This is a genomic window from Bradyrhizobium sp. sGM-13, assembly GCF_018398875.1.
In the GTDB taxonomy this organism is placed as follows: domain Bacteria; phylum Pseudomonadota; class Alphaproteobacteria; order Rhizobiales; family Xanthobacteraceae; genus Bradyrhizobium.
Genome location: NZ_JAGWDK010000007.1, coordinates 236,499 through 262,655, shown reverse-complemented (window position 1 = coordinate 262,655; position 26,157 = coordinate 236,499). Strand labels below are relative to the sequence as shown.

Here is a 26,157-nt window from a genome sequence, read left to right as displayed (position 1 = left end):
ACCGCCTCAGGCGCCGAGGAATCCCCGTCGCAGCAATCCGGCCAGCGCGCCGCGCAGGCTGGCTTCACTGGCGATGTTACCGCGAGATGTGCTGAAAAGCCGAACTACCAGCCGCTGATATTGTTCGGCCGTAGGTTCAAGGCGCGCCAGCACCGTCTCGCGGAATCGCGAGACCATTGATATGTCGGTCCATCCCAATCCTTCCAGATGAATCTGATATCGCCAGCCGGCAAGCTCGAGGGCGTTGCCGGCCGGACCCGAAAAGCGCACCGAGGTCGGTGACACCGCGAGCAGGCGACACGAGAGGATTTTCCCTTCGCCCGACAGCCAGGCGGGCTCATCGGTTTCGAACATGTCGCCAGGACGGGGCAATTCGAAGCAGACGAGAAACGCGATGAAGGCGATCAGCATCGCGATGCCGGCCCACAGCAGATTAAAGAAGTCGAGCGAGGAAATCTCGCTGGCCGCATAGGGCGAGATGAACGCCCAGAGGATGCTGGCGGCAGAACTTGCGGCGATCAGTCCAAAGATCGCTGCAAGCGTCCAATGCACGCGTGGCGTCGAGCGGTCGCCGCCCTTGTCGGTGATCTTGAACGGGCGGCCGAACGGCTTGACGATAGCGCTCAAGAGCGTCGCGGTCACCGCAAAGCAGGTGACCGCGTGGGTGGCCTCCATGAATAACGGCAGCGTCCGCCCGCGCGAGATCCAGCCCATGTAGATGATTTGACCGAGCAGCGCCGGCAGGCCGTAGCGCAGGAAGGTATGGTAGTCGGCTTCGAAGGCGGGCAGGCCGCCGAACCAGTAGATCGTCGGCGCGATCAGCAGCAACACCATGAATGGCTTGCTGAGCCAGTTCAGCACCCCGTGAAAATAGTGCCAGCGCTGTGTGAAGCTGAAGCCGCGGCCGAATAGCGGGCCATTGCCGAGTAGAGCGACCTGTATGGTGCCAAGGCACCAGCGAGCGCGCTGGGTGATGTATTCGGGGATGCCTTCGGCGGAAAGCCCGAAGCTGATTGGTTCGTTCAGCCACCAGGTACGGTAGCCGTGCGCAAGCATCGTGTAGGTGAGATTGATGTCTTCCGAAATCGCTTGCTGCGGGAAGCCGCCGATCTCGTCAAGCCGGTCGCGGCGAACGACAAAGGAAGTGCCGACGCAAAACGCGCAGCCCCACGCGTCCTTGGCAGGCTGAAAGACGTCGAAGAAGAAGCGTTGATCGTCGACCCAGCTTTTTCCGGCGAGCAGATTGTGCTGGATCGGGTCCGCGTTATGGTAAAACTGCGGCGTCTGCACGATCGCAACTTCCGGATCGGACAACAGCAGGCCGACCGTGCGTTTCAAAAAATCCTGCCGTGGGGCAAAATCGGCGTCGAGCACCAGGATGACGGGCGCATTGGTCTCGCGCGCGGTCGCCATCAGCCCGTTATTGAGATTGCCGGCCTTGGCGCCGTTGTTGTCTGGCCGCGTCACATGATGCGCACCGACTTGTGCGCAATACTCCCGCAGCCAGTCGCGCCTGGTGTCGTCGAGCACCCAGACCGTCGCATTGGGATAGTCGAGCGCCAGCGCGCTGAGGATCGATCGTTCGAGGATTTCGAGCGGCTCGTCATAGGTGCAGATGAAGATGTCGACGGCGGGGAAGCCACGCGGCCCGGATAGTTCACGTTGCGCCGCGTCGGCCTGCGCGGAGCGATCGGTGCTGCGGAACAGGATGACGATCGAGATCAGCGTGTAGAGAATGGCAAGAAATTCAAACGAGATGAACAGCCGCGGCCACAGGCTTTCGGCCGATAGCGCAAACGGCGGCAACGTATCGTTCCATCGCCAGAGCGCATAGAGGATCAGAAGGGATGAAGCCGTGATGCCGAACAGGATACGGTCCTTGGCATGCAGCGGATCCAGCAGCCGCGCCATCGCCAGAAGCCCAAGGAGGATTCCCATATCCATGGTGACGATCGATAGGTCATCGCCTGCGCTCGGGAACATCATCGTATCTTTTCCCCGGTGAACGGGTTCCAACCTGTTTCAGCCAGCGCCGCCCATGCGGTCGCGCCGAGGTGCGGGCGGCGGTAGTAGAAGAAGTCGGGCACGGTGCCGGTGGGATCGATCGACAACCCCGTCGTCAGTCGCGCGGTGCGTGCGGCGTTGAGTAGACCGGAGCGCGTTTGATCGGCCTTCAAATTGGCCAGCAGCCGATCGCTCTGCCGTGTGTCGCCGCTGATCCGGTAGGCCAATGCCGCCTGCGCCATTCCCTCGACCCAGACGCCGTCGCGGTCGCCGTTGAAATCGAAACCGCCATCCACCGCCAGGTGAGTTTGCGCGAAATCAAGCGTGCTTCGCCAGGCCGCAGGCGCATCCGGCACGGCCATCCATGGCCAAAGCTGAGCGTCGAGCGCGAGCAGGCCTTCATCCGCAAGACTGCCGTCGGGCTTGGTGCCGAGCAGGAAGTGATTTCCGCGGAAGCTACGGTCGAGCAGCCGCCGGGCCCGCCCGGCCGCGTCGGCGTATTTTGGCTCGCCGGTCAGGCGTAACAACCAGCTCGCGGCGGCGTGGACGTCGGCATTGTGCTCGGTCGACATCCAGGTGAGCGTGACCTGCTGCGGATCGTAGCCATGAACGCCACCGCAGAACCCATCGCCGCAGGCGGTGGTGGCGATGACCCAATCGATCAGGCTTTTGGCATCGTTGAGATACTGCCGATCGTGCGTCGCCTGATGCAGCGTCAGCAGCGCCAAGGCCGCCCATGCAACGTTGCCGGTCGAGGTGCCGTCCTGCGCCGCATCCTCGGCCCAGATCCTGGCGTGCTCATCCCACCATCCCGGCAGATTCGGAGCCCCGCTGCCAACCGGGCCGGCGCGATAGGCGTTGCGCACCCGATGATCGTGAAAGGTCCGGTCGTTGCGGGCCGCCCGGCTCAATGCGTTACCGATCGGTTTGGCATCCGGCACGTTGCCGCAGGCGATCAGCGCAATGACGGCGAGCGCGTTGTCATAGACAAACGCCGTCGTGGCAATGCCCGCCGGCAGGCTCGCTTCGCCAGCGCCGGGTTCATAGCTGCGAATGAAGACGGCGTCAGCCTCGCCGGTCAGCGGTGCCACCGCCTTGTTCAGCCCGGCGCAAAACGGGCCGCCGCTCTTTTCCGGCTGCTTGCTCGCAACCGGCGTCGAACCCAGGACCATTGCACATAACGCCATCCCGATCGCGTGCTTCATCGCGATACGAGCGTGCCAGTGCGGGACCACCAGTTTTCATCGGCCTTCGGCGCCTCGGGTTGGGCCATGCCGGAACGGCGTGTATCCGCATCGATCGGGTGGCTTTGCGCGGTCTCGCTGTTGCGGCCATCGTCATGCGTCCACGAGGCCATGAGATTGCCGAGCCGCCGCCAGGTGACCGACATCGACGGCACAACGCCGTCGTCGCGCGTAACGGTGACCCACTGGCCGACCGGGCAGGCCGCATTATCCGAAGCCTGCGTTTCCCGCACCGGCGCGCCAGCCTCGTTCGCGCCTTCAGGCGTAATGATCGCATAGAGCTCGCGCCGCTCGGTTTGCGGAAACGGCACGGCAAAGCGCTCATCGACCTTGTCGCTGGTCTTCGGTAACACCGCGCTGATGATTCCGGTACGGAACGTGCTCCCGTCAATGCGGACACGGGTGCCGGGCATCATGTTCTGTCCTTGCCGGTACGAAAAAATGGCAACCACGAAGCGCTTGTCGCAATCAACGACGGAGCTGATGGTATCGCCGGGGTTGACGTGACGCCCCATCGCAGCGCCGATGGTCAGCACCTTGCCGGGGCCGCGAGAAACGACGTCCGCTCCTGCCAGGCTCGCAAGCCGCCTCTGCTCGGCGTCGATCAGGCGCTCCAGGTCGCCGAGGACGGCAGACTGCTGCCGCTCCTCGATCTCCATGCGCTGGGCGTCGAGATCGATGTCCCTGCGCTTTTGAGTCAGATTGTTGAGCACAATCAGTTCCTCTCCGACATAGATGCCCCTGTTCAAGGCATCGAGCTGCGCAATCTTTTGATTGAGCTTGGCGCGCTCCGCGTCCGCATTGTGCATGGCCGCGGCATATTGCTGCGTGGTCGGCCTGAGCATGTCCATACTTGCCGTATTGCGCGTCACCATGTTGCTTTGCCGTTCTACCAAAACCTTCTTTTCGCCGCTCTGGGCATTGGACTGCGACACGCGGGCGCGCAGCTCCTCGATCTGCGACTGGAACTGCATCTTGAGCTGCTCAGTTTGGCTGGCGAGTTCGGCCTCGAGGGAAGCAACATAGGCGCGGTCGGATGCGCCCTTTGCCCGCGTCGCGTCGAGCTTCTGGCGCGCATCGGATGATTTTTCTTCCAACGAGATCAGAGTGCTGCGATCGACCCTTGGATTGCTGATCTGCGCCAGCTTATCGCCGTCGCGGACGTCGCGGCCGGGAAGCGCCGTCAGCGTGTCGATTTCGCCGCCGATCGGTGCAGTCAGCAGCGTCACCGGCGCGTTGACAACGGCGCGGTCCGATTGATCGGCGGTAATCGGCGGAGCCACGGCCGTCACCATCAATGCCGACAACAGCCCGGCGACACCGACGGCGGAAACTCTCAGGATGGTCGGGTGGCGCCGGGCTCTCGGTGGGAGGCCGTGGTCGATTCCGGAGGAACGTGCAGTCGCACCGGCGTTGAATAGATTGTTCATCAGCTCTCTCTCGGTTGGTGGCGCCCGAAAGAGCGCTTCCTCATGAACCGGCTCCGGTTCCTCCGGCAGCCTTGTTAATGCACTGCAAACAATGCAGGGCGCGATTGGTTCAGGTCAGTTCGGGAGAAAGCTGCAAAAACTTTCGGCGAGAAATGCGCAGTGAACTCGCGTTTCCGGCGATCACGTCTGCGACATCATCATCATCATCATCATCATCAACGAACGCCGCGCTCCCAACATCACCGCTACCGCACGAGAGGTCTGTTCCCTCCCCGCAAGGGGAGAGGGAGCCGACTGCCGACGTGGCGAGACGGTCCGCTCGCAATGACGTAGAAAGACAGCGATCTTACTCCGCCGTCCCCTGTGCCATCGCTCTTCGTTCCATCGCATAGCGCACCAGGGCGGCGAAACGGTAAATGCCGTGGACGAACTTGCCATAGGGCATGGTGACGAACAGCGAAAACACCACGCCGAGATGCATCGCCAGCAGCGGTCCCATTGCTGCCGTCTCGCGCAAGATCAGCAACACCATGCCTGTGAGACTCGTTAGGAACAACATCGCGATGAACGCGACATCCATGCCGTAACGCGCTTCATCGACCAGGATGGAATCGCGCTTCCATCGTTCAGCGAGCAAACCGATCGGCCCGATCAACAGCCCGATGCCGCCGAGCGTGCCGAGCACGACGGGCAGATCCCACCACGGATACGGCGCCTCGCGCGCCAGCAGATAGTGATACAGCGTTGCGACGCAGGTCGAGGCAAAGCACAGCGCAAAACCGTAGAAGGTGAAGTGATGATAGAGCCTGCGGCGGTCGGTCGGGCGGTCGTCCTCGTTGAAACAGCCGACGCCGCCGCCATCGAGATAGCGCAACTCGCCGGCGTCCCTGATCGCCTGCAGCACTGCGGCCGCATCGGTCTTCATGCCGATGGGCTCGCCGATGTCGCGCCAGAAGGCCCGCACGCCCATCGCCAGCGCTGCGATCGCGTAAAGGAACGCCGCGCCGAACAGGGCTGCCATCGCATTGTGCGGCATCAATTTGTAGAACGCGCCCGGACCGGTGTGCGTGCCAAACAGCACCTGGCGATCGTGTAAAGCAGCGAAGCCGAAAATGAATGCGGCGACGCTGAGCGCGGCAACAAGACTGATGACAAGTCCGTTGCGTGCGAACGTGCCCGCGAAGGCGCGTGGCCATGCATAGGCCGCATAAGATTCCGCGCGCGCCACCGCGAGCGTCCTCGGCACATTGACGTTGAATTCGTGCGGCGGCGAGAACTGGCAATCGGTATAGCAGGCGCCGCAGGCGTGGCAGAGATTGGCGAGATAATTGAGATCGCCGTCGGAGAAAGCCCGGCGCATTTCCATCGCTGGAAACACTGCGCAGAGGCCCTCGCAATAGCGGCAGGAATTGCAGACCGTCATCAGGCGGTCGGCCTCCTCCAGAATCTTCGTTCCGTGCATGATGCGCTGCTTCCTGCCTCGCGGCCAACCGGCTATTTCGTCAACCCCTTGCCCTCCAGCCACTTCTGGATCAGGGCGGCGACCTCGGCGTTGTTCTTGTCCATCATCACCATGTGCGAATTGCCCTTGATGCCTGCTTGCGGCAGATCGACGACATCGACGCTGCCGCCCGCCGCCTTGATCGCGTCTGCAAACGCGAGGCCGTTGGCGCGAATCTTCGGCCAGCGCGAATCCTTTTCGATGTAGTCGCCATAGACGATCAGCGTCGGAATGTTCTTCAGCGCGTCGACCTTGGCGAGATCGCCGACGCCGGCCGGCTCGATCGCAATCAGCGCCTTGACCTTGTCGGGCCGCGCCTGCGCCACCTTGAAGCCGAAACTGCCGGCCTGGCTGTGGAACAGGATGATGGAAGGACCGACGCGGTCGATCTCGGCGATATAGGCGGCGATGATCGCATCATCGGTGGTGGTCCAGCGCGGCACGTTCTGCTTGACGAAGTTCTCATAGCCTTCGTTCGGAAACTGGCTGCCCGGCATCAGCTTCCGCTTGGCCGGATCGGGATTGTAGGAGCCGACGCCGTCGCCGATCCGAAACCGCTCGAACGGATTGGCTGTCGTGAGGAATACCGGCTCACTCTTGAAGATGTCAGGGTATTGCGCCCAGCCGGCGCGGCCGCGCTCGACCGCGTCGGAATTGTAGACGGCCCAGCCCTTGCGCTGAAAATAGTTCAGCCAGCCCTCGCGCCCGTCGGGCGTCGTCTCATAGGTGACGCCGGTGAGCCCGCCGCCATGCCACATCAGCAGCGGATAGGCGCCCCTTTCGTTCGCGGGCAGAAAATACTGCACATACATCTGCTCGACCTGATAGGTGCCGTTGGGATCGACTTTTGCCGGCACACCGCCGGGGGTGAAGGTCACTTCCTTCACCGGCTTGCCGGAAATTTCGACCAGCCGGCCGCCGACATGGAACGAACCCATGTCGCGCAGCGCGATCGGCTCGGCGGCGTGGGCCAGCGTCGCGTTCATCAGAACGACTGCAGCAGAAATAATCGCAAGGCGAGTCATGATCTCTCCTTCTGGGTTCTCCCTCTCCCTGCCCTTCGCGGGGAGAGGGTTGGGGGTGAGGGGCTCTCTCCACACACCATGCTCGCGGAGAGAGCCCCTCACCCGGATCGCTTCGCGATCCGACCTCTCCGCGTAAAGAGCGGGGAGAGGTAACTCGTCAATTCCGCGCATTCTTCGCCGCTTCCCGTCCCGCGACCCGTCCGAACACGCTGCCGATGGTCATCCCGATACCGGCCGCATAGCCCTTGCCGAGTACGTTGCCGGCCATGATCTCGCCGGCCGCGAACATGTTGGCCGAAGGCTTGCCGTCCTTCATCACCATGCGCGCCTGCCTGTTCACGCGGGTGCCGAGATAGGTGAAGGTGATGCCGGGCCGCACTGGATAGGCGAGGTAAGGCGGCGTCTCGATCCGGCGCGCCCAATGCGTCTTCGGCGGCGTGATGCCCTCCGTGCGGCAATCGTCGAGAATGGTGTGATCGAACGTGCCGGACCTAACCGCGGCGTTGAATTCGACGATGGTCTTCTCCAGCGACGCCGGATCGAGTTCGAGCTTGGCGGCTAACTCGGCAATACTCCCGCCTTCGATCGGCGGAAACAGCGTCGGCATAAAGCTGTTGCGAACGGATGCATCAAAGATGATGTAGGCGATCTGGTCCGGTTGCGCGGCCACCAGCCGCCCCCAGATCGCGTAACGCTTCGGCCAGATATCCTCGCCCTCGTCGTAGAAGCGCTGGGCGTGCTTGTTGACGACGATGCCGAACACGACCGAGTCGTGGCGGGTGATGATGCCGCCGTCGAATTTCGGTGCGCGAGCGTCGATCGCAACCGCATGGCATTGGGTGGGATCGCCGATATCCTGCACGCCCTTGTCGAGCAGCATTTTCAGGATCGAGCCGCGGTTATAGGGCGTGCCGCGGATCAGGAAATTATCCGCCGCCTCGCCCCAATATTCCTTCAGCCATTCGATATTGGCTTCAAAGCCGCCGGCGGCTGCAACCAGTGCGGAAGCGCGGATTTCGCTCGTGCCGTCGATCGGCTGCTTCAGCTTCGCCGACAGAAACATGCCGTGCTCGATCTCGAGGTCGATCACCTCGGCATCGTAGACGATTTCGACGCCAAGTTTTTCCGCGGTGAGATAGAGCGCGTTCAGCATCGCCCGCCCGCCGCCGAGGAAGAACGAGTTGGTGCGGCCGAGGCTCAGCGTGCCGCCGAGCGAGGGTTGCCAGCGCACGCCCTGTTCGACGATCCAGTTCAGAATGTCCTTGGACTCCCTGATCATGAATTTCGCCAGTTCCTCGTCGGTCTGACCACCGGTCAGCCGCAACAGATCGTCCCAGAACTCCTCTTCGGTGTACGGCCCGGTGAGAATGTCGGTCGCGGCATCGTGCGCGCAACGCATGTTGCGGGTATGGCGGGTGTTGCCGCCGCGATAAAATTTCGGAGCGCCTTCCAGCACCAGCACGGAAGCACCTGCGCGCCGGGCGCTGATGGCGGCGCAGAGAGCAGCATTGCCGCCGCCGATCACCAGCACATCGAACTTCTGATTCAAATCGGCCATGCGCTCTTGTTGTCGTTGTTGGCCTCAAAAATCAAACCGGCGCTCGGCCAGGCAAATCCATCCGCCCCCGCGATTTTCTAGCCTGATGCAACGGCCGCGTCACGCCTCTCGTGCGCCTGCATCAGTAATCAGCATGGCCGCATGCGACGATGTCGCATGCACCTGGCTCTGCGGAATATCAGCACGCTCAGGGACGGTTCTGAACGGAGGCGAGCAGCCATTGCCGGAAGGCTGCGAGCTTCGGCGGATCGGCTCTACCCGCCGGCGAGACCAGATAGAAACCGGCATCGACCGGGAAAGCCATCTTGAAGGGAACGACCAAGCGTCCTTTGGCGATGTCCTCCTGCACATAGGCGGTGCGGCCCATCGCAACGCCGAGGCCGTCGATCGCGGCCTGCACCGTCATGAAGATCATGTCGAAGGTCACGCCGGGCTGTTTGGAAAAATCGGCCGGCAGCCCGGCCGCCGTCAGCCACAGCCGCCAGTCGTCGCTGTTCGCGTTGCTGGTATGCAGCAGCACGTGATCCCGGAGGTCTTCGGGGCATTTCAGCGGCTTGTTCCCCTTGAGCAGCGCCGGACTGCACACCGGAAAGAGTTCGTCCGCCATCAGCCAGTCGGCGCGAACGCCAGGCCACTGGCCGCGGCCGTAGCGGATCGCGGCGTCGACCTTGTCGCGCTGGAAGTCGACGAGGTTGATCGAGGTCGTGATGCGAACGTCGATCCCCGGTTGCGCTTCCTGAAAAGCCGTGAGGCGCGGCAGCAGCCATTTGGCGGCCAGCGAGGCCAGCGTCGACACCGTCAGCACATGGTCGTCGTCTTTCCGCAGCAGGCGATCGGTCGCGAGCCGGAGATCGTTGAAGGCGGCGCGGATGCCGGGAAGGTATTCCTGCGCTTCCGCCGTCAATGTCAGTGAGCGGTTCTGGCGGACAAAGAGGCGGACCCCGAGCTCTTCCTCCAGCCGCTTGATCTGGTGACTGATCGCGGTCTGCGTGACGTTCAGCTCGGAGGCGGCCTGCGTGAAGCTCAAATGCCGGGCGGCTGCCTCGAAGGCGCGCAGGCCATTCAGCGACGGCAGTCTGCCGGTCATTCCCGATCTCCCTAATGCATGAGTTTATATCATCCGAAACGGTACAAAGTGTCGTTTGTGAATGGCCCCGATAGCGCAGATGTTAGCGCCAACAGATTACTACAGGAGCCAAAAATGTCCACTTACACGCATGAATCGATGATAAATCATCATGGACCGGGGATTTTGAGCCGATTGGCCGAGACCCTCCACGTCTGGCGGCAGCGCTACCAGTCCCGCCGCGAGCTTGCCAAGTGGTCCGAGCGGGAGCTGCACGACATCGGCGTCTCCTGGAGCGACGTCGCCTACGAGGCCGAAAAACCGTTCTGGCGGGCTTAAGTAGCAGCCGGCCGGCGCCGCCTTGTCTGGGGACGCCGGCCATTTTCATTGAGGACCGACGGGAGCGCGCAATGACCAGGTTGCGTTTCGACGATCTCAGGCAGTATTCGGACGTGCTGCGCTCGCGACATGGCCAAGCCGTGACCGTGCGTTTCGTCGAGCCGCGCGACGCCGAGGCGCTGCAGAACTATTTCCGCGCGCTCTCGACGCGCTCCCGTTACAACCGCTTCCTCGGCGCCGCCAGCGAACTGCCGCCGTCCGAACTCGAGCGCTTCATCCATGTCGGCGAAGCGGACCGGTTCAGTGTGGTCGCGACCATGCCGGCCGACGGCCGCGAGACCATCGTCGGCGAAGCGCGCTATGCCTTCGACAGCCAGACTGCTGCAATCGAATTCGGTCTGTCGATCGACGATCGCTGGCAGGGGCACGGCATCGGCAAGGCGCTGTTGAAGAACCTCGAATGCCGCGCCGCCGCGTTCGGCGCCGAACGCATCTTCGGCGACACGCTGCGTTCCAACGATGCCATGATCACGCTCGCCCGCAAGTTCGGCTACGGCTTTACCAATACCCCCGGCGACTGGAGGCTGACGCGCTTTCAGAAAGAGATCCAAAATCACGTTCGTATCGAACCGCAGGAAATCCCATGCGCCAGTTGGCGGCTCGCCGCCGTCTCTCCCCGCGCAATGTCCTCGCCTGCGGTTTGACCACTGAGCCCGGTTCTGGCCGCGCCGGAACCGGGCCATTTTCCACCCGCGGAAAAGGGGACTCAGCTTCCCCTGAACACCGGCTTGCGCTTGTCGATGAAGGCTTGCACCGCTTCCTTGTGATCGGCGGTGGTGGTCAGGCGGACGAGACGCTCGGCCTCGTGGTCGCGCGCAGTGGCGAAGTCGAATTGCAGCGCTTCGTCGAGATTGTCCTTGATGTAGCGCAGCGCCAACGTCGGGCCTTCGGCCATCGATTTGGCAAGCGCGAAGGCTTCAGTCTGCAGCTTGTCGTCGGGCACCACGCGGTTGACGAGACCGATCGCCTCGCATCTGGCGGCATCGACCTTGTCCCCGGTAAACATCAGTTCGCGCGCCCGCGAGGTGCCGACCAGCCGCGTCAGCAGCCAGGCGATGCCGTAATCGCCGGAGAGCGCGACGCGGACATAGCCGGTGGAGATGAAGGCCGATTGCGCCGCTAGTCTGATATCGCAGGCCAGCGCGAGCGCGAGGCCAGCGCCGACCGCGGGGCCGGGCAGCGCCGCAATCGTCGGCTTGCGCACCGAGGCCAGCGCGCCGGTAAGCAGGCGCTGCCGCTCCTGCAGGTCGGCGACCTTCTCGTCGTAGGACATCTCTAACTTCTTCTTGTCGCGATGCGCGCCCATGCCCTTCACATTGCCGCCGGCGCAGAACGCCGTGCCCGCGCCGGTGAGCAGGAGCGCACCGACCTCGGGGTTCTCGCCGCAGGCCTTGATCATGCTGCGAAGCGCCGGCGTCAGCGTGTCCGAGAACGCGTTGCGCGCCTCGGGGCGGTTCAGCGTGACGATGGCGACGCGGTCGCGGATCACGCAGAGCAGTTCGTCAGTGCCGGTGTCCAGTTTGGTTTCGGTGGTCATGGTGGCCCCTGTGTCGTTGTTTTTCCGTCATTGCGAGGAGCGGTAGGGTGCGCAAAGCGAAGCGTGCCCACCATTCAAGTCGCGCGCTCAGCGATAGATGGTGGGCACGGCGCAAGTGCCTTTGCCCACCCTACGCTTTCACGCCTCTAAAACTTCTCCACCCAGGGCCGCAGCTCCACTTCCCACGTCCAGGCGCTGCGCGGTTGCTGCAGCACGTTCCAGTAGCTCAGCGCAATCGCGTCGGGATCGAGCATCGAATCCGGCCGATCGGCAGGCTCCGTACGCGCAGCGCTGCGGATGCCGCCGTCGATGACGAAATGCGCCACATGGATGCCCTGCGGCGACAATTCGCGCGCCATGCTCTGGGCCAGCCCGCGCAGTGCAAACTTGCCCATCGCGAACGGCGCCGACTGCGGATAGCCCTTCACGCTGGCGGAGGCGCCGGTGAACAGGATCGCGCCGTACTTGTTCGGCAGCATGCGTGTCGCGGCCTGCTGGGCCACCAGAAAGCCGCCGAAGGCGGAGACCGCGATCGCATTCGCAACTTCGGCCGGAACCAGGTCGGTGAAGGCGCCGCGTGCGCGGCCGCTGGCATTATAGACGACGAGATCGGGCGTGCCGATCTCGCGCTCGACCATGCCAAAGAGACGTTCGACTTCCTCCGCCTCGGTAGCATTGCAGGCAAAGGCGCGGGCGCCGGTCTCGGTGCAGAGCGCGCCAAGCTTCTCGATCTTGCGCGCGGCAAGCGCAACCTTGATGCCTTCGCGCGCGAACAGTCGCGCCAGCGATGCGCTCAATCCCTCGCCGACGCCAACAATCAGGGCAATCTTGTATTTTGGCAATTCCATGGGCGCAGTCCTCGGATGGTGGGAATTAGGTAATCTAGGAACCCGATTCCGCCTGGCAATCGTCCGCCATGGCGGCCCTCCAATTATGGTTGTTGACGGCACGTCCGCCCGCGTTATCGATAGTTGACCAACATCGGGCGGAACGAACAAGGGCTAAAAATGCATCCACTCATGCAAGACCGCGCAGCCGCGTCAGCCAATCAGCCGGGATTGCTCGCACCTGATACGACGGGGATGAATTTCTACCGCGCCGATCCGGCGTTGGCGGATCTGCTTCGCCTGCATCTGCCGGACGCGCTGTTTCGCCATATCGAGCCGCATCTCGACCGGCTCGGCGAATTGGCCGGCGGCTATCTCGACGAATGCGCGCGGCTTGCCGACCGCCACACACCGGTGCTGCACCAGCGCGACAAGTTCGGCCGCGATATCCAGTACATCGAATATCACCCGGCCTATCGCGAGCTGGAAAAAGCCGCATTCGGCGAGTTCGGCATTCACGCGATGTCGATCCGCAAGGGCATCATGGACTGGCCGGATAAATACCCCGTCGTCGCCAAGCATGCCTTCACCTTCCTGTTCAACCAGACCGAATTCGGCATGGGCTGTCCGATCAACGTCACGGATGGTTGCGCGAAACTGCTCAACAATTTCGGCAGCGATGCGTTGAAGGCAAAATATCTCGACGGCCTGACCCAGACCGACATGAGCAGGCTGACTCAAGGTGGCCAGTTCATGACCGAGAAGGAAGGCGGCTCCGACGTCGGCACGCTGACGACGCGGGCCGTGCAGGAGGGCGACCACTGGCGGCTCTACGGCGAGAAATGGTTCTGCTCCAATGCCGACGCCAAGGTGGTGATGCTGCTGGCGCGGCCGGAAGGCGCGGGGCCCGGCACGCGCGGCGTCGGCCTGTTCCTGATGCCGCGCTTCCTCGATGACGGCTCGCAGAATCACTACCGGATCGTTCGCCTGAAGGACAAACTCGGCACCCGTTCGATGGCGTCGGGCGAGATCAAGTTCGAGGGCGCGATTGCCTACGCCGTCGGCAAGCTCGACCGCGGCTTCGTGCAGATGGCCGAGATGGTCAACTCCTCGCGGCTGTCCAATGGCGTCAAGTCCACCGCGCTGATGCGGCGCGCGCACCATGACGCGATGACAGTGGCGAAGAACCGTGTGGTGTTCGGCCAGCGCATCATCGACCTGCCGCTGGCGCGGCGGCAGTTGATGAAGATCATGCTGCCGACCGAGCAGGCGCTGTCGATGAGTTTTCTCACGGCCGACGCGCTCGATCGCGCGGAAGCCGGCAGCCAGGACGCGGCGGCTTTGTTGCGTATCCTGACGCCAACGCTGAAATTCCGCGCCACGCGCGACGCGCGAAAGGTCTGCGGCGATGCGTTGGAGATGCGCGGCGGCATCGGCTACATCGAGGAGTTTGCCACCGCGCGGCTGCTGCGCGACGCCCATCTCGGCTCGATCTGGGAAGGCACCGGCAACATCGTCGCAATCGACGCGCTGACCCGCGCGATCGGCCGCCACGGCGCCGACGCCGCGCTCGCGGCCGATCTGCACGCCCGCCTCGACGACAGCACCAACGTGCCGCAGGCCTGGCGCAACCGGCTGCGTGAACTGACCGACCGTGCGGTCGGCTTTGCCCGCGAGGTAGCCAGCCGGACCGACAATGAGGGCGATGCGCGGCGCGCCACCAGCCTGCTCTATCATGTCGCCAGCGCTGTCGCGCTGGCCTGGGAGGGTGGGCGAATTCACGAGGTGCGCGGCGACGCCAGGCGGCTGTTGCTATCGCGGATGGTGGTCGACCATCGCGTCACGCCGGGCGATCCGTTCCGGCTTGCGGAAAATGCCACCCAACGCGCAATTGCCGGCCATCTGCTCGGCGAACGCAGCGTCGGCATGGCCGAGGTTGGCGAATTGCTTGTCGCAGCGTAGGCTGCAGCCAGTACTGGTTCAAAAAATAACAGAATTGAAGGGGAAGCACCGATGAAGGCCGCCGTTCTGCATGAAGTCAACCAGCCGCTGGTGATCGAGGAGGTCAGCGTGCCGAATCCCGGCCCGCGCGAAGTCCTGATCCGCACGCGCGTCGCCGGCCTCTGTCATTCCGACCTGCACTTCATGGAAGGGCTGTATCCGCATCCGTTGCCGGCGGTGCTCGGCCATGAATCGGCCGGCGTCGTCGAAAAGGTCGGCTCCGACGTCACCTATGTAAAGCCCGGCGATCACGTCGTGACGTGTCTTTCGGTGTTCTGCGGCACCTGCGATAACTGCACGACCGGCCGCACCGTGCTGTGCACCGACACGACCGTGAAGATGCTGCCCGGTCAGTCGAACCGGCTGTCCTGGGCGCGTGAGGAAAAGCTCCATCAGTTCCTCAACCTCTCGTCATTCGCCGAGCAGATGCTGGTGCACGAAAACGCCATTGTCAAAATCCGCAAGGACATGCCACTGGAGCTGGCCGCCCTGATCGGCTGCGGCGTCATCACCGGCTATGGTGCGGTCGTGAACACCGCAAAGGTGCAGGCCGGCGAAACGGTGGCCGTGATCGGCTGCGGCGGCGTCGGCATGGCCGCGATCAATGGCGCCGCGATCGCCGGCGCCGGCCGCATCATCGCGATCGACACCAATCCGGCCAAGCTCCAGTTGGCCACAAAACTCGGCGCCACCGATATCGTCGATCCCTCCCGCGGCGATGTGGTGCAGCAGGTGCGCGAACTCACCGGCGGCGGCGTGCATCACTCCTTCGAGGTGCTGGGCCGCAAGGAAACCGCCGAGCAGTCCTTTGCGATGCTGGCGGCCGGCGGCACCGCGACCATCGTCGGCATGATCCCGTTCGGCCAGAAGATCGAGCTGCACGGCTTCGATTTCCTTAGGGAGCGCCGCATCCAGGGCTCGTCGATGGGCTCAAATCATTTCCGCGTCGACATGCCCCGCCTGGTCGAATTCTACATGCGCGGCAAGCTGCATCTGGAGGATTGGATCTCGGCCAAGCTGAAACTCTCCGAAATCAACGAAGGTTTTGCCAACATGAAAGCCGGCAAGACGCTCCGCAGCGTGATCATGTTTGATGCGTGAGGCGTAGTTCGCAATTGCATCCGTTGTCCCTGCGAGCGCCGGGACCCATACGGTGCGGCCGATCGTAGGGACACAAGGGGAGACGGCTTTTCTCGCAACGCCCGTCAGTGGTTATGGGTCCCTGCTTTCGCAGGGACGACGCGGGGTTAGATATTGGCCTACCGCGACACGTGCGCTGATACCGCAAGCCACTTGCCATTCTGCTTCGCCCAGCAATCGGTATAGCGCCCATGGGCCTGCTGGCCGTCCGCGGTCGTATAGCTGGTGGCGGCGTGGATGATGGCGAAGTCGCCGAGCACACGGATTTTGACGTCGTGCGCGGTGAGGTTCTTGATCGTCACCGGCACTGCGGTTTGCCTGAGAAAGGCCGCGCGGTCGACCAGGGTCTTATCAGGGTTTGAGCAATAGAAGTCGGCGGCCAGGATTTCATCGAAGCGCTTGACATCGGAGTTTTGAACCGAGTTCACGTAGTCGCGGTTCAGCGCGGTGAGTTCGTCGATGTCCTTGCTCATGGATTTTCTCCCTCTATCCTTTCGTCATTGCGAGCCAACGAGTTGCGCGAATGCGCGCCCGATGACAAGCTCAGCGAAGCAATCCATCGTGCCGTTCGGGAAAATGGATTGCTTCGTCGCTTCGCTCCTCGCAATGACGGAGTTGGTGTCTCAATCATCAAACATCGGCGGCGGCTTGAAGCCGCCGAATTCGCGCTCGATCAGTTCCGCCAACGTCAAGGGCGTCCGGTCCTCCAGCCACGGCCCGACGATCTGCACACCGACCGGCAATCCGTTCGGTGAAAAGCCGGTCGGGATCGCGGTCGCGGGCAGGCCGGGTAGGGTGGCGATGCCGGGCCACGAAAGCTGATCGGGATAGACGTAATCTTTGCCGTCGATCTCGATGCTGCGTTTTTCCTGGTCGTCGGAATGGTCGTGCGGATAGGCCGGGGTCGGCATGATCGGGCAGATCACAGCATCATAGGTCTTGAACAGTTCGCGCCATTGCGCGCGCAGGCGCGCACGCGCGACGTCGTCCATCAACCAGTTGCGGTGGCTTTGCGCCATGCCCCGCAGGCGTTCGGCAGCAAGGCTTACATCGCTCGGCGGTAGCGCGGCGGCGGCGGCCTGCGCGCCGGCATAGATTTCCGGCGAGAAGGAAGCGGCGAGGAACGACATCAGCATCCGCATGTAGAGCCGGGACGTCTCGGCAAAGTTTGGCAGCAACGGGCTGTTGCGATCGACCTTGGTGCCGGCCTTTTCGAGGTTGGAAGCGAGCACGTGGATCGTGCCGCGCACCACCTCATCGGTCGGCATGACCGGGTCGGTATCGACCACCAACACGCGAAAATCTTTCAGCGCGCCGTGGCGCGGCGGCGGCAGGGCGAGCTGGTAGCCCTTGCCGGCCTCCAGCGGATCGGGACCGGCGATGGTGTCGAGCAGCAGCGAGAGATCGGCGGCGCTGCGTGCCATCGGGCCGATCACGGCAAGATCGCGGTCGAGCGGCAGCGGCTGAAACGGTGGCGGCGTGTGGCCGCGCCCCGGTACCAGCGCAAACGTCGGCTTGTGCGCGTAGACGCCGCAATGAAAGGCGGGCACGCGCAGCGAACCGCCGATGTCGGAGCCGAGCGATAGCGGGCCATAACCGGCCGCGAGCGCGGCCGAGGAGCCGCCGGACGAGCCGCCCGGCGTCCGGCCGAGATCGAACGGGTTGTTGGTGGTGCCGTAGACCTCGTTATAGCTCTGCCAGTCGCCGAGGCCGAACGGGACATTGGTCTTGCCGAGGATGACGCCGCCGGCGTCCTTGACGCGCGAGATCGACAGCGCGTCTTCCGTCGGCGTGAAATCCTTCTGCGCCGGAATGCCCCAGGTCGTCGGCAGCCCCGCGATATTGTAGGACTCCTTCACGGTCAGCGGGAGGCCGAGCAGCGGCTTCTTCACGCCGCGAGCCAGTTCGGCGTCGGCGGCGCGGGCGGCGGCAAGGCCTCGCTCGAAATCGCGAACGCAAATTGCGTTGATCTTCGTATCGTGCCGCTCGATCCGGCCGATCGCGTCCTCGGCCAGTTCGACGGCCGAGACCTTTTTCGCGGCAAGTGCCGCGGACAATTCAACGGCGGTCTTGAAGCTCCATTGCGATTTGGCCAAGGCGTACGCTCCGCTCTGTTTTTCGAATACGGCGCGGATGATGCTCAGTTTGGGCGCGTGCAGCAAGAGCAATAGCTGTACAGCGGCGGTCCTCTCTTGCCGATACCCTACTGGGTCGCCCTTGTCTTTGCGTTTTCCTTTGCTTGCTGCAGGAATTGCATCAGCAACCGGCTCACTTCGCCGGACTGCTCCTGCTGCACCCAGTGACCGGCACCGTCGACGAGATGGCAGCCGATCATGTTGGTGCAGGCTCTCGATTGCATCGCCTCATAGACGCCGGGTCGCTGATAGGTGCCCCAGTCCTGCCTGCCCGACATGAAAGCGGACGGCACGTCAATGGTGCGGCCGGACCATATCTGCAATTCCGGCACGAACGCGCCGGAGGTGCCGCAGCGATACCACTGCAGCCCGCCCTGGAATCCGTTGCGCTCGTACTCGGCGCTGTAGAAGGCAAGCTCACTGTCCGGCAGCCATTTGTTGGCGGCGATTTGCGCGGCCGACGGCATTTCCTCGGCAACGGTGGCCGCCATGTCCTTGGCGAGGTCCATCACATAGTAGGTCGGCAGCTTTGCGATCTCTTCCGCGCTCCAGGACTTCAGCGGGTAGGGCTGGTTGGCTTTCCAGTCGGCGCTCTTGTGGTGGTAGTAGGCGCGCAGGAAATCATGCACGCCCTGCGGCGCGCGGTGCATGTCGTCATTGGCCTCGCGCATCGAATAGTACCATTGATAATGCTTGCGCGGGCGCGGCAGCGCGGCGAGATCGCGATGAATGGGATCTTCTGCTGCGGGCTTGGCCGGCCCATCCACCGTATTGAAGGGCAGCGAGGGCGGCCCACCGAACGGCGCGCTCATCATGACGACCGAGCGAAACACGTCGGGGCGGATCAATGCGCACCATGCTGCGACCGATGAGCCGAAATCATGCCCGATCACGGCATCGACGCTTGCGTAACCGAACGCCGACACCAGCCCCAGCGCGTCGCGCACCAGATTGGGGAGGCGGAACGAGGCGAGATCGCCGTCGTAATCCGGGTCCCATCCGGTGGTGCGGCCATAACCGCGCTGGTCCGGCGCGATCACGTGATAGCCGGCGTCGGCGAGAACCGGCATCACCTTACGCCAGGAATAGGCGAGTTCGGGAAAGCCGTGCAGCAGCAGGAGGCACGGACGGCCGGGTGTCTCGAAGCCGGCTTCCAGCACGTGCATGCGCAAGCCGTTGATGCCATCGACATAGCGCGAGCGGATGGTGGATGGCAGCGGGATCTCGGGGAGGGAATCTGTTGTGCTCATCCGGCGGACCTCCTTGTCGTCCCGGACAAGCGAGCGTAGCGAGCGCGATCCGGGACCCATAAACACAAATGTTTGCAGCGATAAGAGGCTGTGGCCCCAGCTTTGTAAAGCGGTCAACAGCGGTGGTTATGGATCCCTGCGTTCACCGGGACGACAATAGAGAGATTTACGTCTTCGCCTTCGGCCAATACCGGTCGCGCAGATGGCGCTTCACCAGCTTGCCGGTCGGCGTGCGCGGCAGCTCCGCCTCGAAGTCGATGCTCTTCGGACACTTGATCGGCGACAGATGTTTTCGGCAGAACACGATCAGTTCGGCCTCGAGATCCTTGCCGGCTTTTACCATGTCGTGGGGTTGCACCACGGCCTTGACCTCCTCGCCCATTTCCTCGTTCGGCACGCCGAATACGGCGACGTCGGAGACGGCAGGATGGGTGATCAGGATGTCCTCGGTCTCCTGCGGGTAGATGTTTACCCCACCGGAGATGATCATGTAGCTCTTGCGGTCGGTGAGATAGAGATAGCCTTCCGCGTCGAGGTAGCCGACGTCGCCGAGCGTCGACCAGCCCTTGGCGTTGTAGGCCTTCTTGGTCTTCTCGGGATCGTTGTGATAGGTGAAAACAGGCGCATCGGCGAAATAGACCGTGCCGATTTCGCCGGTCGGTCTCTCCTCGTCATTCTCGTCGAGGATTTTCACCTTGCCGACCACGGCGCGGCCGACGGTGCCGCGATGGGTCAGCCATTGCTGCGAAGTTGAAACGGTGACGCCGTTGCCTTCGGAGCCGGCGTAATATTCGATCAGGATCGGTCCCCACCATTCGATCATTTTCGCTTTGACATCGACCGGGCAGGGGGCGGCGGCGTGGATCGCGCCTTTCAGCGTCGAGACGTCATAAGCCGCGCGCACCTCGTCCGGCAGCTTCAGCATGCGCACGAACATGGTCGGCACGAGCTGCGACTGCGTGACCTTGTACTTCTCGACCAGCCTCAAGAATTCCTCGGCGTCGAAATGCTCCATGATGATGGAGGTGCCGCCGAGCGTGATCGCCATCATGTTGAAGCGCAGGGGAGCTGCGTGATAGAGCGGCGCCGGCGACAGATAGATGCTGTCGGACGACATGCCGCACATGTCGGCGCAGAGAATTTTCAGGAGCGGATTCGGCACGTCGATCGCCTTGCCCTCGAGCTCCTTCTTGATGCCCTTGGGCCGGCCGGTGGTGCCGGACGAATACAGCATGTCATAGCCGGCGACCTCGTCCGCAATCGGCGTCACAGGCATTGCGATCGCTTCCTTGTCCCAGGAGCGGAATCCCGGCGCGGGCTCGTCGACCATAAAGAACAGCGGCTCGCCGGGTTCGCCCTTGATCAGGCCTTTAACCTTGTCGGCGCATTGCGGCGTGGTGATAAAAACCTTGGCGCCGCAATCCTTCACGATATAGGCGATCTCTTCCTCGGTGAGGTAGCGGCTGATCGCGGTGTAATAGAGCCCCGAGCGCTGCGCCGCCCAGCAGATTTCCATGAATGCCAGGCGGTTTTCCATCAGGAATGCGATGTGGTCACCGGCCTTCAGCCCGAGCTTGCGGAACAATTGCGCGCCCTGGTTCGATAGCTCGTCAAGCTCGCGATAGGTGATCGCCTTGCCGGTCCCGGCCATCTGATAGGCGATCTTGTTCGGCGTAGTGCGGGCATGGATGGAGGGGTGGGTCACAAATGTTTCCTCGGGTGATTATTATTTTTCGTCGCCCCTGCGAACGCAGGGGCCCATAACCACTGATGTGAATTTTTAAAGCGAGCTGGAGCTCCAGCTCGGCGTAACCACGACCATCTGTGGTTATGGGTCCCGGCTCAAGGCCGGGACGACCGTCGTTTGTGCGGCCGCAGATGCGGACCTTGCTTGCAGCTTACAGCCTTTCCACGATCGTCACGTTCGCCATGCCGCCGCCTTCGCACATGGTCTGCAGGCCGTAGCGCTTGTTGTTCTGCCTCAGCGCATTGACCAGCGTGGTCATCAGCTTGGTGCCGGAGCCGCCGAGCGGATGGCCGAGCGCGATCGCGCCGCCGTTGACGTTGAGCCTGTCAGGATCGGCGCCCGTCGTCTTCAGCCACGCCACCGGCACGGCCGCGAAGGCTTCGTTCACTTCGAACAGGTCGATGTCGTCGATCGACATGCCGGCCTTCTCCAGCGCCCGCTTGGTGGCGTGCAGCGGGGCATCCAGCATGATCACGGGGTCGCCGCCCATCATGGTCATGTGATGGATGCGCGCCAACGGCTTCACGCCGAGCGACTTCAGGCCCTTCTCGTTGACCACCATCACGCCGGAAGCGCCATCGCAGATCTGGCTGGCGCTGGCGGCGGTGTGCTTGCCGTTCTCGGCGATCAGCTTGACGCCCCGGATGCCGTCGAGGCTCGCGTCGAAGCGGATGCCTTCGTCGATATGGTGGGTGTCAGTCGAGTTGTCGGCGCGGGTAATCTGCAGCGGAACGATTTCATCCCTAAACTTGCCGGCTTGCGTCGCAGCAATCGCGCGCTGATGGCTGTTGTAGGAGTACTCGTCGAGCTGGTCCTTGGAGAGCCCGTACTTCTCCGCCATCATTTCCGCGCCGGTGAACTGGCTGAACACAATGTTCGGATATTTCGCCTCGATACCCGGGCTCTTGTAATGGCCAAAGCCGTTCTTGGCCGGCAGCGACGAAGCAAGCCCCATCGGCACCCGCGTCATCGATTCCACGCCGGCGGCGATCACGATGTCCATCGAACCGGCCATCACCGCCTGCGCCGCAAAATGCAGCGCCTGCTGCGACGAGCCGCACTGCCGGTCGACCGAGGTGGCGGGCACGCTCTCAGGCAGCTTCGAGGCCATCACGGCGTTGCGGGCGACGTTGTTGGATTGCTCGCCGGCCTGCATCACGCAGCCCATGATCACGTCCTCGATCTGGGCCGGGTCGACGCCGGTGCGGTCGACCAGCGAATTGAGCACGGAAGCGGCGAGATCGGCCGGGTGCCAGCCTGCGAGACGTCCGCCCTTGCGGCCACCGGCAGTGCGTGCGGCGGCGACGATATAGGCCTCGGCCATGTCTGTTCTCCCTGAATGTTGTTTGTGGCTTGGAAAGATGGGCCGGATTTAAGGGGGGCAGCGGGATTTAGTCAATCAATCAATTAACTCTTGAGTGCAGCCGCGGCATGCGCTTATGTGCGGCCAGATTTCCCGCCCCTCAGCAGTGATGGGATGACAGTTGAATACCAGCGTACCGGCCAGGCTCCCGAGCGGCAAAAATACCACCGCCGAGAAGCTGCTCGTGGCGGCGAGCGAGCTGATGATCGAGCGCGCCTCGATCGAGGTCTCGCTGTCCGACATTGCGCAGAAGTCGGGCGTCAACGCCGCGCTGGTGAAATACCATTTCGGCAACAAGGACGGGCTGTTGCTGGCGCTGCTGGCCCGGGACGCCGCGACCGAGATGTCGCAGCTCGAATATCTGATCAGCCAGCCGATCTCGCCGACGGCAAAGCTTCGCCTGCATATCGGCGGCATCATCCGCGCCTATCACCAGTTCCCCTACATGAACCGGCTGATCCACTATCTCCTGCACGAGAGCAGCCCGGAAGCCGCCGACGAAGTCTCGCAATTCTTTGTTGCGCCCTTGCTGGATTTTCATCGCCGCCTGCTCGCCGAGGGCGTCAAGGCCGGCGAATTCCGGAATATCGATCCGGTGCTGTTCTACACCAGCCTGATCGGCGCCTGCGATCACCTGTTCTTCGGCCGCCACGCGATGTCGCGCGCGACCGGGGTCGGCCCGGTCACTGACGAAGTCTGCCGCGAATACATCAAGCACATGGAAGCGCTGATCTGCGGCGGCATGCTGGAAGCAGGGAAGGGGCCAATAGCGAGTAGCGAATAGCGAATGGATCCATTCGCCACTCGCTATTCGCCATTCGCCAACTAGAGAAGAAAACACCCAAGGAAAGGTTCTCAAAATGCAGTTGAAAGACGTTGCCGTTCTCATCACCGGCGGTGGCTCCGGCTTAGGGGCAGCGACCGCCCGCGCCATGGCCGCGAAGGGCGCCAAGATCGGCGTGCTCGACCAGAACAAGGAGAATGCCGAGAAGGTCGCGGCCGAAGTGAAGGGTGTAGCCCTTCATGCCGACGTCACCAGCGAGGAGCAGATGAAGGCGGCGATCGCCAAGGCGGAAGCTGCTCATGGTGTCGCGCGCGTGCTGATGAACTGCGCCGGCATCGGCGGCTCGCAGCGCGTGGTCGGCAAGGACGGCGTCTATCCCTTGGAAAAGTTTGTCCGTATCATCAACGTCAATCTGATCGGCACCTTCAACGCGCTGCGATTGTTCGCCGAGCGGCTCGCCACCGCGGCCCCCGTTGGCGAGGAGCGCGGCGTCGTCATCAACACCGCTTCCGTTGCGGCCTATGAAGGCCAGATCGGCCAGATCGCCTATTCCGCCTCGAAGGGCGGCATCGTCGGCCTAACCTTGCCGGCGGCGCGCGATCTCGCGAGCCTGAAGATCCGCGTCAACACGATTGCCCCCGGCATCTTCTTCACGCCGCTGTTGATGGGCCTGAACGAAGAGGCCCGCAAGAGCCTTGGCGCCCAGGTGCCGCATCCGGCCCGCCTCGGCGAGCCCGACGAATACGGCGCGCTCGCGGTGCACATCGTCGAGAACGCGATGCTCAACGGCGAGACCATCCGTCTCGACGGCGCCATCCGCATGGCGCCGCGGTAAGGCACGCACTACCGTCGTCCCCGCGAAAGCGGGGACCCATACTCCGCGGCGGCTCTTGTTGCAGAAGGTCTCTGCCACCATGCCTCATCGATACGGCACGGCGTATGGGTCCCGGCTCGCGCTTCGCTTGGCCGGGACGACGATGGATGGGAGATCCGCGTGACTCAACCGCTCTTGATCGAACACCAAGACGGCGTCAACTGGGTCACGCTCGACCGGCCTGTCTTCCTCGAAAAGCGAAAGCCTGTCTATATCAGGCGATGACGACAAGATCCGCAAAGGACAAGAATTCCGGGAGACGCAATATGAGTGGGAGTGCAGCAAAGGTGCTGACAAAGCCGGCCTTCCGCAAGGTCGAATGGCTGCCGCGCGACATCGCGGTCGAGTGTCGTCCCGATGGCATCATCATCCTGAAGTCGCGCATTCCGCTGCAGCCTTACGAGAAGCACATTCCGGCGGCGCTTTCGAAATGGGCGAAGCAAGCGCCGGAGCGCATCTGGCTGGCGCAACGCGGCGGCGCTGAGCGGCAATGGCGGAAAGTCTCCTATGGCGAAGCCAAGCGCGTCGTCGACGGGGTGACGCAAGGCCTGCTCAACCTTGGCCTCGAAGCAGGCCGTCCCGTCACGATCCTCTCGGGCAACTCCATCGAGCACGCGCTGATGACGCAGGCCGCGATGCAGGCCCGCTTGCCGGCCGCGCCGGTGTCGCCGGCCTATTCGCTGATGAGCCAGGATCATCTCAAGCTCAAATATCTCTTCAGCCTGATCAAGCCTGCGGTCGTGATGGTGCAGGACGGTCCGACCTTTGCGAAGGCGCTCAGGGCAATCGACCTGGCCGGCGTCACTGTGGTTCACGTCGCGCGCCCCTGCGAAGGTATCAGAAGCGTGTCGTTTGCCGAGCTCGCGGCAACGCCGGCTACCAAAGATGTCGAAGACTCGATTTCAAAGATCACGCCAAAGACCGTCGGCAAGCTCTTGTTCACCTCGGGCTCGACCGGCATGCCGAAGGCCGTCATCAACACCCAGGAGATGATGTGCGCCAACGCGGCGATGATGATGCAGGTGCGCCCGCGCGACCCGAACGGGCCGGTTTCCACCTATCTCGATTGGATGCCCTGGAATCACACCATGGGCGGCAATGCGCTGTTCAACCCGGCGCTGATCGACGGCGGCACGCTCTACATCGACGACGGCCGCCCGATGCCCGGCCAGTTCGACGAGACCATCCGCAATTTGCACGAGATCTCGCCGACCTATTACGCCAACGTCCCCGCCGGCTATGCCGCGCTCGCCGCTGCGATGGAGAAGGATGACGCGCTGTGCCGCAGCTTCTTCAAGAACCTGACCGTGATGGCCTATGGCGGCGCGCGGCTGCCGGACGATCTTTACGACCGCATGCAGGCGCTAGCGGTGAAGACCACCGGCGAGCGCATCGTGTTCTACACCGGCTGGGGCTCGACCGAGACCGCGCCGACCTCGACCGGCACCTATTGGGACACCGAGCGTGTCGGCCTGATCGGCCTGCCGTTTCCCGGCGTCGAGCTGAAGATGGTGCCGTGCGGCTCCAAGTACGAATTGCGCCTGCGCGGCATCAACGTCACGCCGGGTTATTTCGGCCAGCCTGAATTGACGAAGAAGATGTTCGACGAGGAAGGTTTTTACTGCATCGGCGATGCCGGCGTGTTCGTCGATGACAACGATCCGCTGCAGGGCATCATCTTTGCCGGGCGCGTTGTCGAAGACTTCAAGCTCACGACCGGCACCTTCGTCCATGTCGGCTCATTGCGCACCGACGCCATCGCGGCCGCGACGCCGGTCGTGCACGACGCTTTGGTCACGGGGCAGGATCGTCCGTTCATCGGACTTTTGGCCTGGCCCAATCTGCACGCCTGCCGGCAGATCGTGGGGAATCCCGATGCGACGTTTGAGCAGGTGGTCAAGCATCCCCAGGTGATCGCCTGCCTGAAGCGTGGCTTGGAAGCGTATAATGCTTCCGCCACCGGCAGCAGCATGCGGATTACCCGCGCCATGCTGATGGCCGAGCCGCCCTCAATCGACGGCAATGAACTCACCGACAAGGGCTACATCAACCAGCGCGCCGGCCTCGAACGCCGCGCCGCGATGGTGGAGAAGCTTTACGCCGACAAGCCGGGAGACGACGTGATTGTGCTGCAATGAGAATCACGCTCCATCGTCGTCCCCGCGAACGCGGGGACCCATACTCCGAGGCCTTTCAATGTTAGGTTGGAGCTAGTTCCGGATAAAGCATAACGCCGGTGGTTATGGGTCCCCGCGTTCGCGGGGACGACGAG

21 protein-coding genes are annotated in these 26,157 nt (G+C 63.1%); 7 read left to right on the top strand and 14 right to left on the bottom strand.

What is annotated here, in order from left to right; all coding sequences use genetic code 11:
* Positions 1–6: 6 nt before the first annotated feature.
* The 7 genes from KJQ96_RS13455 to KJQ96_RS13425 form a co-directional block, all read right to left on the bottom strand.
* Positions 7–1,983 carry a glycosyltransferase gene (locus KJQ96_RS13455; protein WP_213287142.1) on the bottom strand — a complete coding sequence of 659 codons (1,977 nt, stop codon included), beginning with the start codon at positions 1,981–1,983 and terminating at the stop codon, positions 7–9.
* Positions 1,983–3,191, bottom strand: coding sequence for a hypothetical protein (locus KJQ96_RS13450; protein ID WP_213287060.1), 1,209 nt, complete (start codon positions 3,189–3,191; stop codon positions 1,983–1,985). The genes KJQ96_RS13455 and KJQ96_RS13450 overlap by 1 nt, the downstream gene beginning before the upstream one ends.
* 14 nt (positions 3,192–3,205) lie before the next feature.
* Positions 3,206–4,678 carry an HlyD family secretion protein gene (locus KJQ96_RS13445; protein WP_249734019.1) on the bottom strand — a complete coding sequence of 491 codons (1,473 nt, stop codon included), beginning with the start codon at positions 4,676–4,678 and terminating at the stop codon, positions 3,206–3,208.
* 346 nt (positions 4,679–5,024) lie between these two features.
* On the bottom strand, positions 5,025–6,140 hold the full coding sequence (tcuB, locus tag KJQ96_RS13440) for a tricarballylate utilization 4Fe-4S protein TcuB (RefSeq protein WP_213287059.1): 1,116 nt from the start codon (positions 6,138–6,140) through the stop codon (positions 5,025–5,027).
* Between the two features lie 32 nt (positions 6,141–6,172).
* A complete protein-coding gene (locus tag KJQ96_RS13435) occupies positions 6,173–7,204 on the bottom strand; it encodes an esterase (RefSeq protein WP_213287058.1) in 1,032 nt (343 codons plus the stop codon).
* Between the two features lie 157 nt (positions 7,205–7,361).
* Positions 7,362–8,753, bottom strand: coding sequence for an FAD-dependent tricarballylate dehydrogenase TcuA (tcuA, locus tag KJQ96_RS13430; RefSeq protein WP_305829449.1), 1,392 nt, complete (start codon positions 8,751–8,753; stop codon positions 7,362–7,364).
* A 196-nt stretch (positions 8,754–8,949) separates the two neighbouring features.
* A complete protein-coding gene (locus KJQ96_RS13425) occupies positions 8,950–9,849 on the bottom strand; it encodes a transcriptional regulator GcvA (protein WP_213287056.1) in 900 nt (299 codons plus the stop codon).
* A 114-nt stretch (positions 9,850–9,963) separates the two neighbouring features.
* Here KJQ96_RS13425 and KJQ96_RS13420 point away from each other — a divergent pair, with 114 nt between their 5' ends.
* Positions 9,964–10,167: a DUF1127 domain-containing protein gene (locus KJQ96_RS13420; RefSeq protein WP_213287055.1), complete on the top strand. Its 204-nt coding sequence runs from the start codon at positions 9,964–9,966 to the stop codon at positions 10,165–10,167.
* A 71-nt stretch (positions 10,168–10,238) separates the two neighbouring features.
* Positions 10,239–10,871, top strand: a complete 633-nt coding sequence (locus tag KJQ96_RS13415) for a GNAT family N-acetyltransferase (protein ID WP_213287054.1) — start codon at positions 10,239–10,241, stop codon at positions 10,869–10,871.
* Between the two features lie 62 nt (positions 10,872–10,933).
* Here the strand turns inward: KJQ96_RS13415 and KJQ96_RS13410 are convergent, their stop codons facing one another.
* Positions 10,934–11,764 (bottom strand): enoyl-CoA hydratase, encoded by an 831-nt coding sequence (locus KJQ96_RS13410; protein ID WP_213287053.1) that lies wholly within the window; start codon positions 11,762–11,764, stop codon positions 10,934–10,936.
* Positions 11,765–11,910: 146 nt separating this feature from the next.
* Positions 11,911–12,612 carry an SDR family NAD(P)-dependent oxidoreductase gene (locus KJQ96_RS13405; protein WP_213287052.1) on the bottom strand — a complete coding sequence of 234 codons (702 nt, stop codon included), beginning with the start codon at positions 12,610–12,612 and terminating at the stop codon, positions 11,911–11,913.
* Positions 12,613–12,783: 171 nt separating this feature from the next.
* On the opposite strand from KJQ96_RS13405, the gene KJQ96_RS13400 reads away from it, so the two are divergent.
* The gene (locus tag KJQ96_RS13400; protein WP_375293164.1) at positions 12,784–14,553 is read left to right on the top strand and encodes an acyl-CoA dehydrogenase family protein; all 1,770 of its coding nucleotides are present in this window, start codon (positions 12,784–12,786) and stop codon (positions 14,551–14,553) included.
* A gap of 51 nt (positions 14,554–14,604) precedes the next feature.
* Positions 14,605–15,693 carry a Zn-dependent alcohol dehydrogenase gene (locus KJQ96_RS13395; RefSeq protein WP_213287050.1) on the top strand — a complete coding sequence of 363 codons (1,089 nt, stop codon included), beginning with the start codon at positions 14,605–14,607 and terminating at the stop codon, positions 15,691–15,693.
* Positions 15,694–15,851: 158 nt separating this feature from the next.
* On the opposite strand, the gene KJQ96_RS13390 is transcribed toward KJQ96_RS13395, so the two are convergent.
* The 5 genes from KJQ96_RS13390 to KJQ96_RS13370 form a co-directional block, all read right to left on the bottom strand.
* Complete coding sequence (locus KJQ96_RS13390) at positions 15,852–16,205, bottom strand: nuclear transport factor 2 family protein (protein ID WP_213287049.1); 354 nt, start codon at positions 16,203–16,205, stop codon at positions 15,852–15,854.
* A 150-nt stretch (positions 16,206–16,355) separates the two neighbouring features.
* Positions 16,356–17,828, bottom strand: coding sequence for an amidase (locus KJQ96_RS13385; protein WP_213287048.1), 1,473 nt, complete (start codon positions 17,826–17,828; stop codon positions 16,356–16,358).
* Positions 17,829–17,935: 107 nt separating this feature from the next.
* Positions 17,936–19,117: an alpha/beta fold hydrolase gene (locus KJQ96_RS13380; RefSeq protein WP_213287047.1), complete on the bottom strand. Its 1,182-nt coding sequence runs from the start codon at positions 19,115–19,117 to the stop codon at positions 17,936–17,938.
* A 166-nt stretch (positions 19,118–19,283) separates the two neighbouring features.
* The gene (locus tag KJQ96_RS13375) at positions 19,284–20,822 is read right to left on the bottom strand and encodes an acyl-CoA synthetase (RefSeq protein ID WP_213287046.1); all 1,539 of its coding nucleotides are present in this window, start codon (positions 20,820–20,822) and stop codon (positions 19,284–19,286) included.
* Between the two features lie 193 nt (positions 20,823–21,015).
* Positions 21,016–22,188 carry an acetyl-CoA C-acetyltransferase gene (locus KJQ96_RS13370; RefSeq protein WP_213287045.1) on the bottom strand — a complete coding sequence of 391 codons (1,173 nt, stop codon included), beginning with the start codon at positions 22,186–22,188 and terminating at the stop codon, positions 21,016–21,018.
* 160 nt (positions 22,189–22,348) lie between these two features.
* Between KJQ96_RS13370 and KJQ96_RS13365 the strand changes: the two genes are divergently transcribed.
* The 3 genes from KJQ96_RS13365 to KJQ96_RS13355 all read left to right on the top strand — a co-directional run bounded on the left by KJQ96_RS13365 (position 22,349) and on the right by KJQ96_RS13355 (position 26,023).
* Positions 22,349–23,011, top strand: coding sequence for a TetR family transcriptional regulator (locus tag KJQ96_RS13365; RefSeq protein ID WP_213287044.1), 663 nt, complete (start codon positions 22,349–22,351; stop codon positions 23,009–23,011).
* 76 nt (positions 23,012–23,087) lie between these two features.
* Positions 23,088–23,846 (top strand): SDR family NAD(P)-dependent oxidoreductase, encoded by a 759-nt coding sequence (locus KJQ96_RS13360; protein ID WP_065747553.1) that lies wholly within the window; start codon positions 23,088–23,090, stop codon positions 23,844–23,846.
* 305 nt (positions 23,847–24,151) lie between these two features.
* Positions 24,152–26,023 (top strand): AMP-binding protein, encoded by a 1,872-nt coding sequence (locus KJQ96_RS13355; protein WP_213287043.1) that lies wholly within the window; start codon positions 24,152–24,154, stop codon positions 26,021–26,023.
* Positions 26,024–26,157 lie beyond the last annotated feature (134 nt).

What these genes read in the sequence shown, in the direction of transcription:
- KJQ96_RS13455 (WP_213287142.1), bottom strand. Translation starts at nt 1,983, where the DNA reads ATGTTCCCGAGCGCAGGCGATGACCTATCGATCGTCACCATGGATATG.
- KJQ96_RS13450 (WP_213287060.1), bottom strand. Translation starts at nt 3,191, where the DNA reads ATGGCGTTATGTGCAATGGTCCTGGGTTCGACGCCGGTTGCGAGCAAG.
- KJQ96_RS13445 (WP_249734019.1), bottom strand. Translation starts at nt 4,678, where the DNA reads ATGAACAATCTATTCAACGCCGGTGCGACTGCACGTTCCTCCGGAATC.
- tcuB (WP_213287059.1), bottom strand. Translation starts at nt 6,140, where the DNA reads ATGCACGGAACGAAGATTCTGGAGGAGGCCGACCGCCTGATGACGGTC.
- KJQ96_RS13435 (WP_213287058.1), bottom strand. Translation starts at nt 7,204, where the DNA reads ATGACTCGCCTTGCGATTATTTCTGCTGCAGTCGTTCTGATGAACGCG.
- KJQ96_RS13425 (WP_213287056.1), bottom strand. Translation starts at nt 9,849, where the DNA reads ATGACCGGCAGACTGCCGTCGCTGAATGGCCTGCGCGCCTTCGAGGCA.
- KJQ96_RS13420 (WP_213287055.1), top strand. Translation starts at nt 9,964, where the DNA reads ATGTCCACTTACACGCATGAATCGATGATAAATCATCATGGACCGGGG.
- KJQ96_RS13415 (WP_213287054.1), top strand. Translation starts at nt 10,239, where the DNA reads ATGACCAGGTTGCGTTTCGACGATCTCAGGCAGTATTCGGACGTGCTG.
- KJQ96_RS13410 (WP_213287053.1), bottom strand. Translation starts at nt 11,764, where the DNA reads ATGACCACCGAAACCAAACTGGACACCGGCACTGACGAACTGCTCTGC.
- KJQ96_RS13405 (WP_213287052.1), bottom strand. Translation starts at nt 12,612, where the DNA reads ATGGAATTGCCAAAATACAAGATTGCCCTGATTGTTGGCGTCGGCGAG.
- KJQ96_RS13400 (WP_375293164.1), top strand. Translation starts at nt 12,784, where the DNA reads ATGCAAGACCGCGCAGCCGCGTCAGCCAATCAGCCGGGATTGCTCGCA.
- KJQ96_RS13395 (WP_213287050.1), top strand. Translation starts at nt 14,605, where the DNA reads ATGAAGGCCGCCGTTCTGCATGAAGTCAACCAGCCGCTGGTGATCGAG.
- KJQ96_RS13390 (WP_213287049.1), bottom strand. Translation starts at nt 16,205, where the DNA reads ATGAGCAAGGACATCGACGAACTCACCGCGCTGAACCGCGACTACGTG.
- KJQ96_RS13380 (WP_213287047.1), bottom strand. Translation starts at nt 19,117, where the DNA reads ATGAGCACAACAGATTCCCTCCCCGAGATCCCGCTGCCATCCACCATC.
- KJQ96_RS13370 (WP_213287045.1), bottom strand. Translation starts at nt 22,188, where the DNA reads ATGGCCGAGGCCTATATCGTCGCCGCCGCACGCACTGCCGGTGGCCGC.
- KJQ96_RS13360 (WP_065747553.1), top strand. Translation starts at nt 23,088, where the DNA reads ATGCAGTTGAAAGACGTTGCCGTTCTCATCACCGGCGGTGGCTCCGGC.
- KJQ96_RS13355 (WP_213287043.1), top strand. Translation starts at nt 24,152, where the DNA reads ATGAGTGGGAGTGCAGCAAAGGTGCTGACAAAGCCGGCCTTCCGCAAG.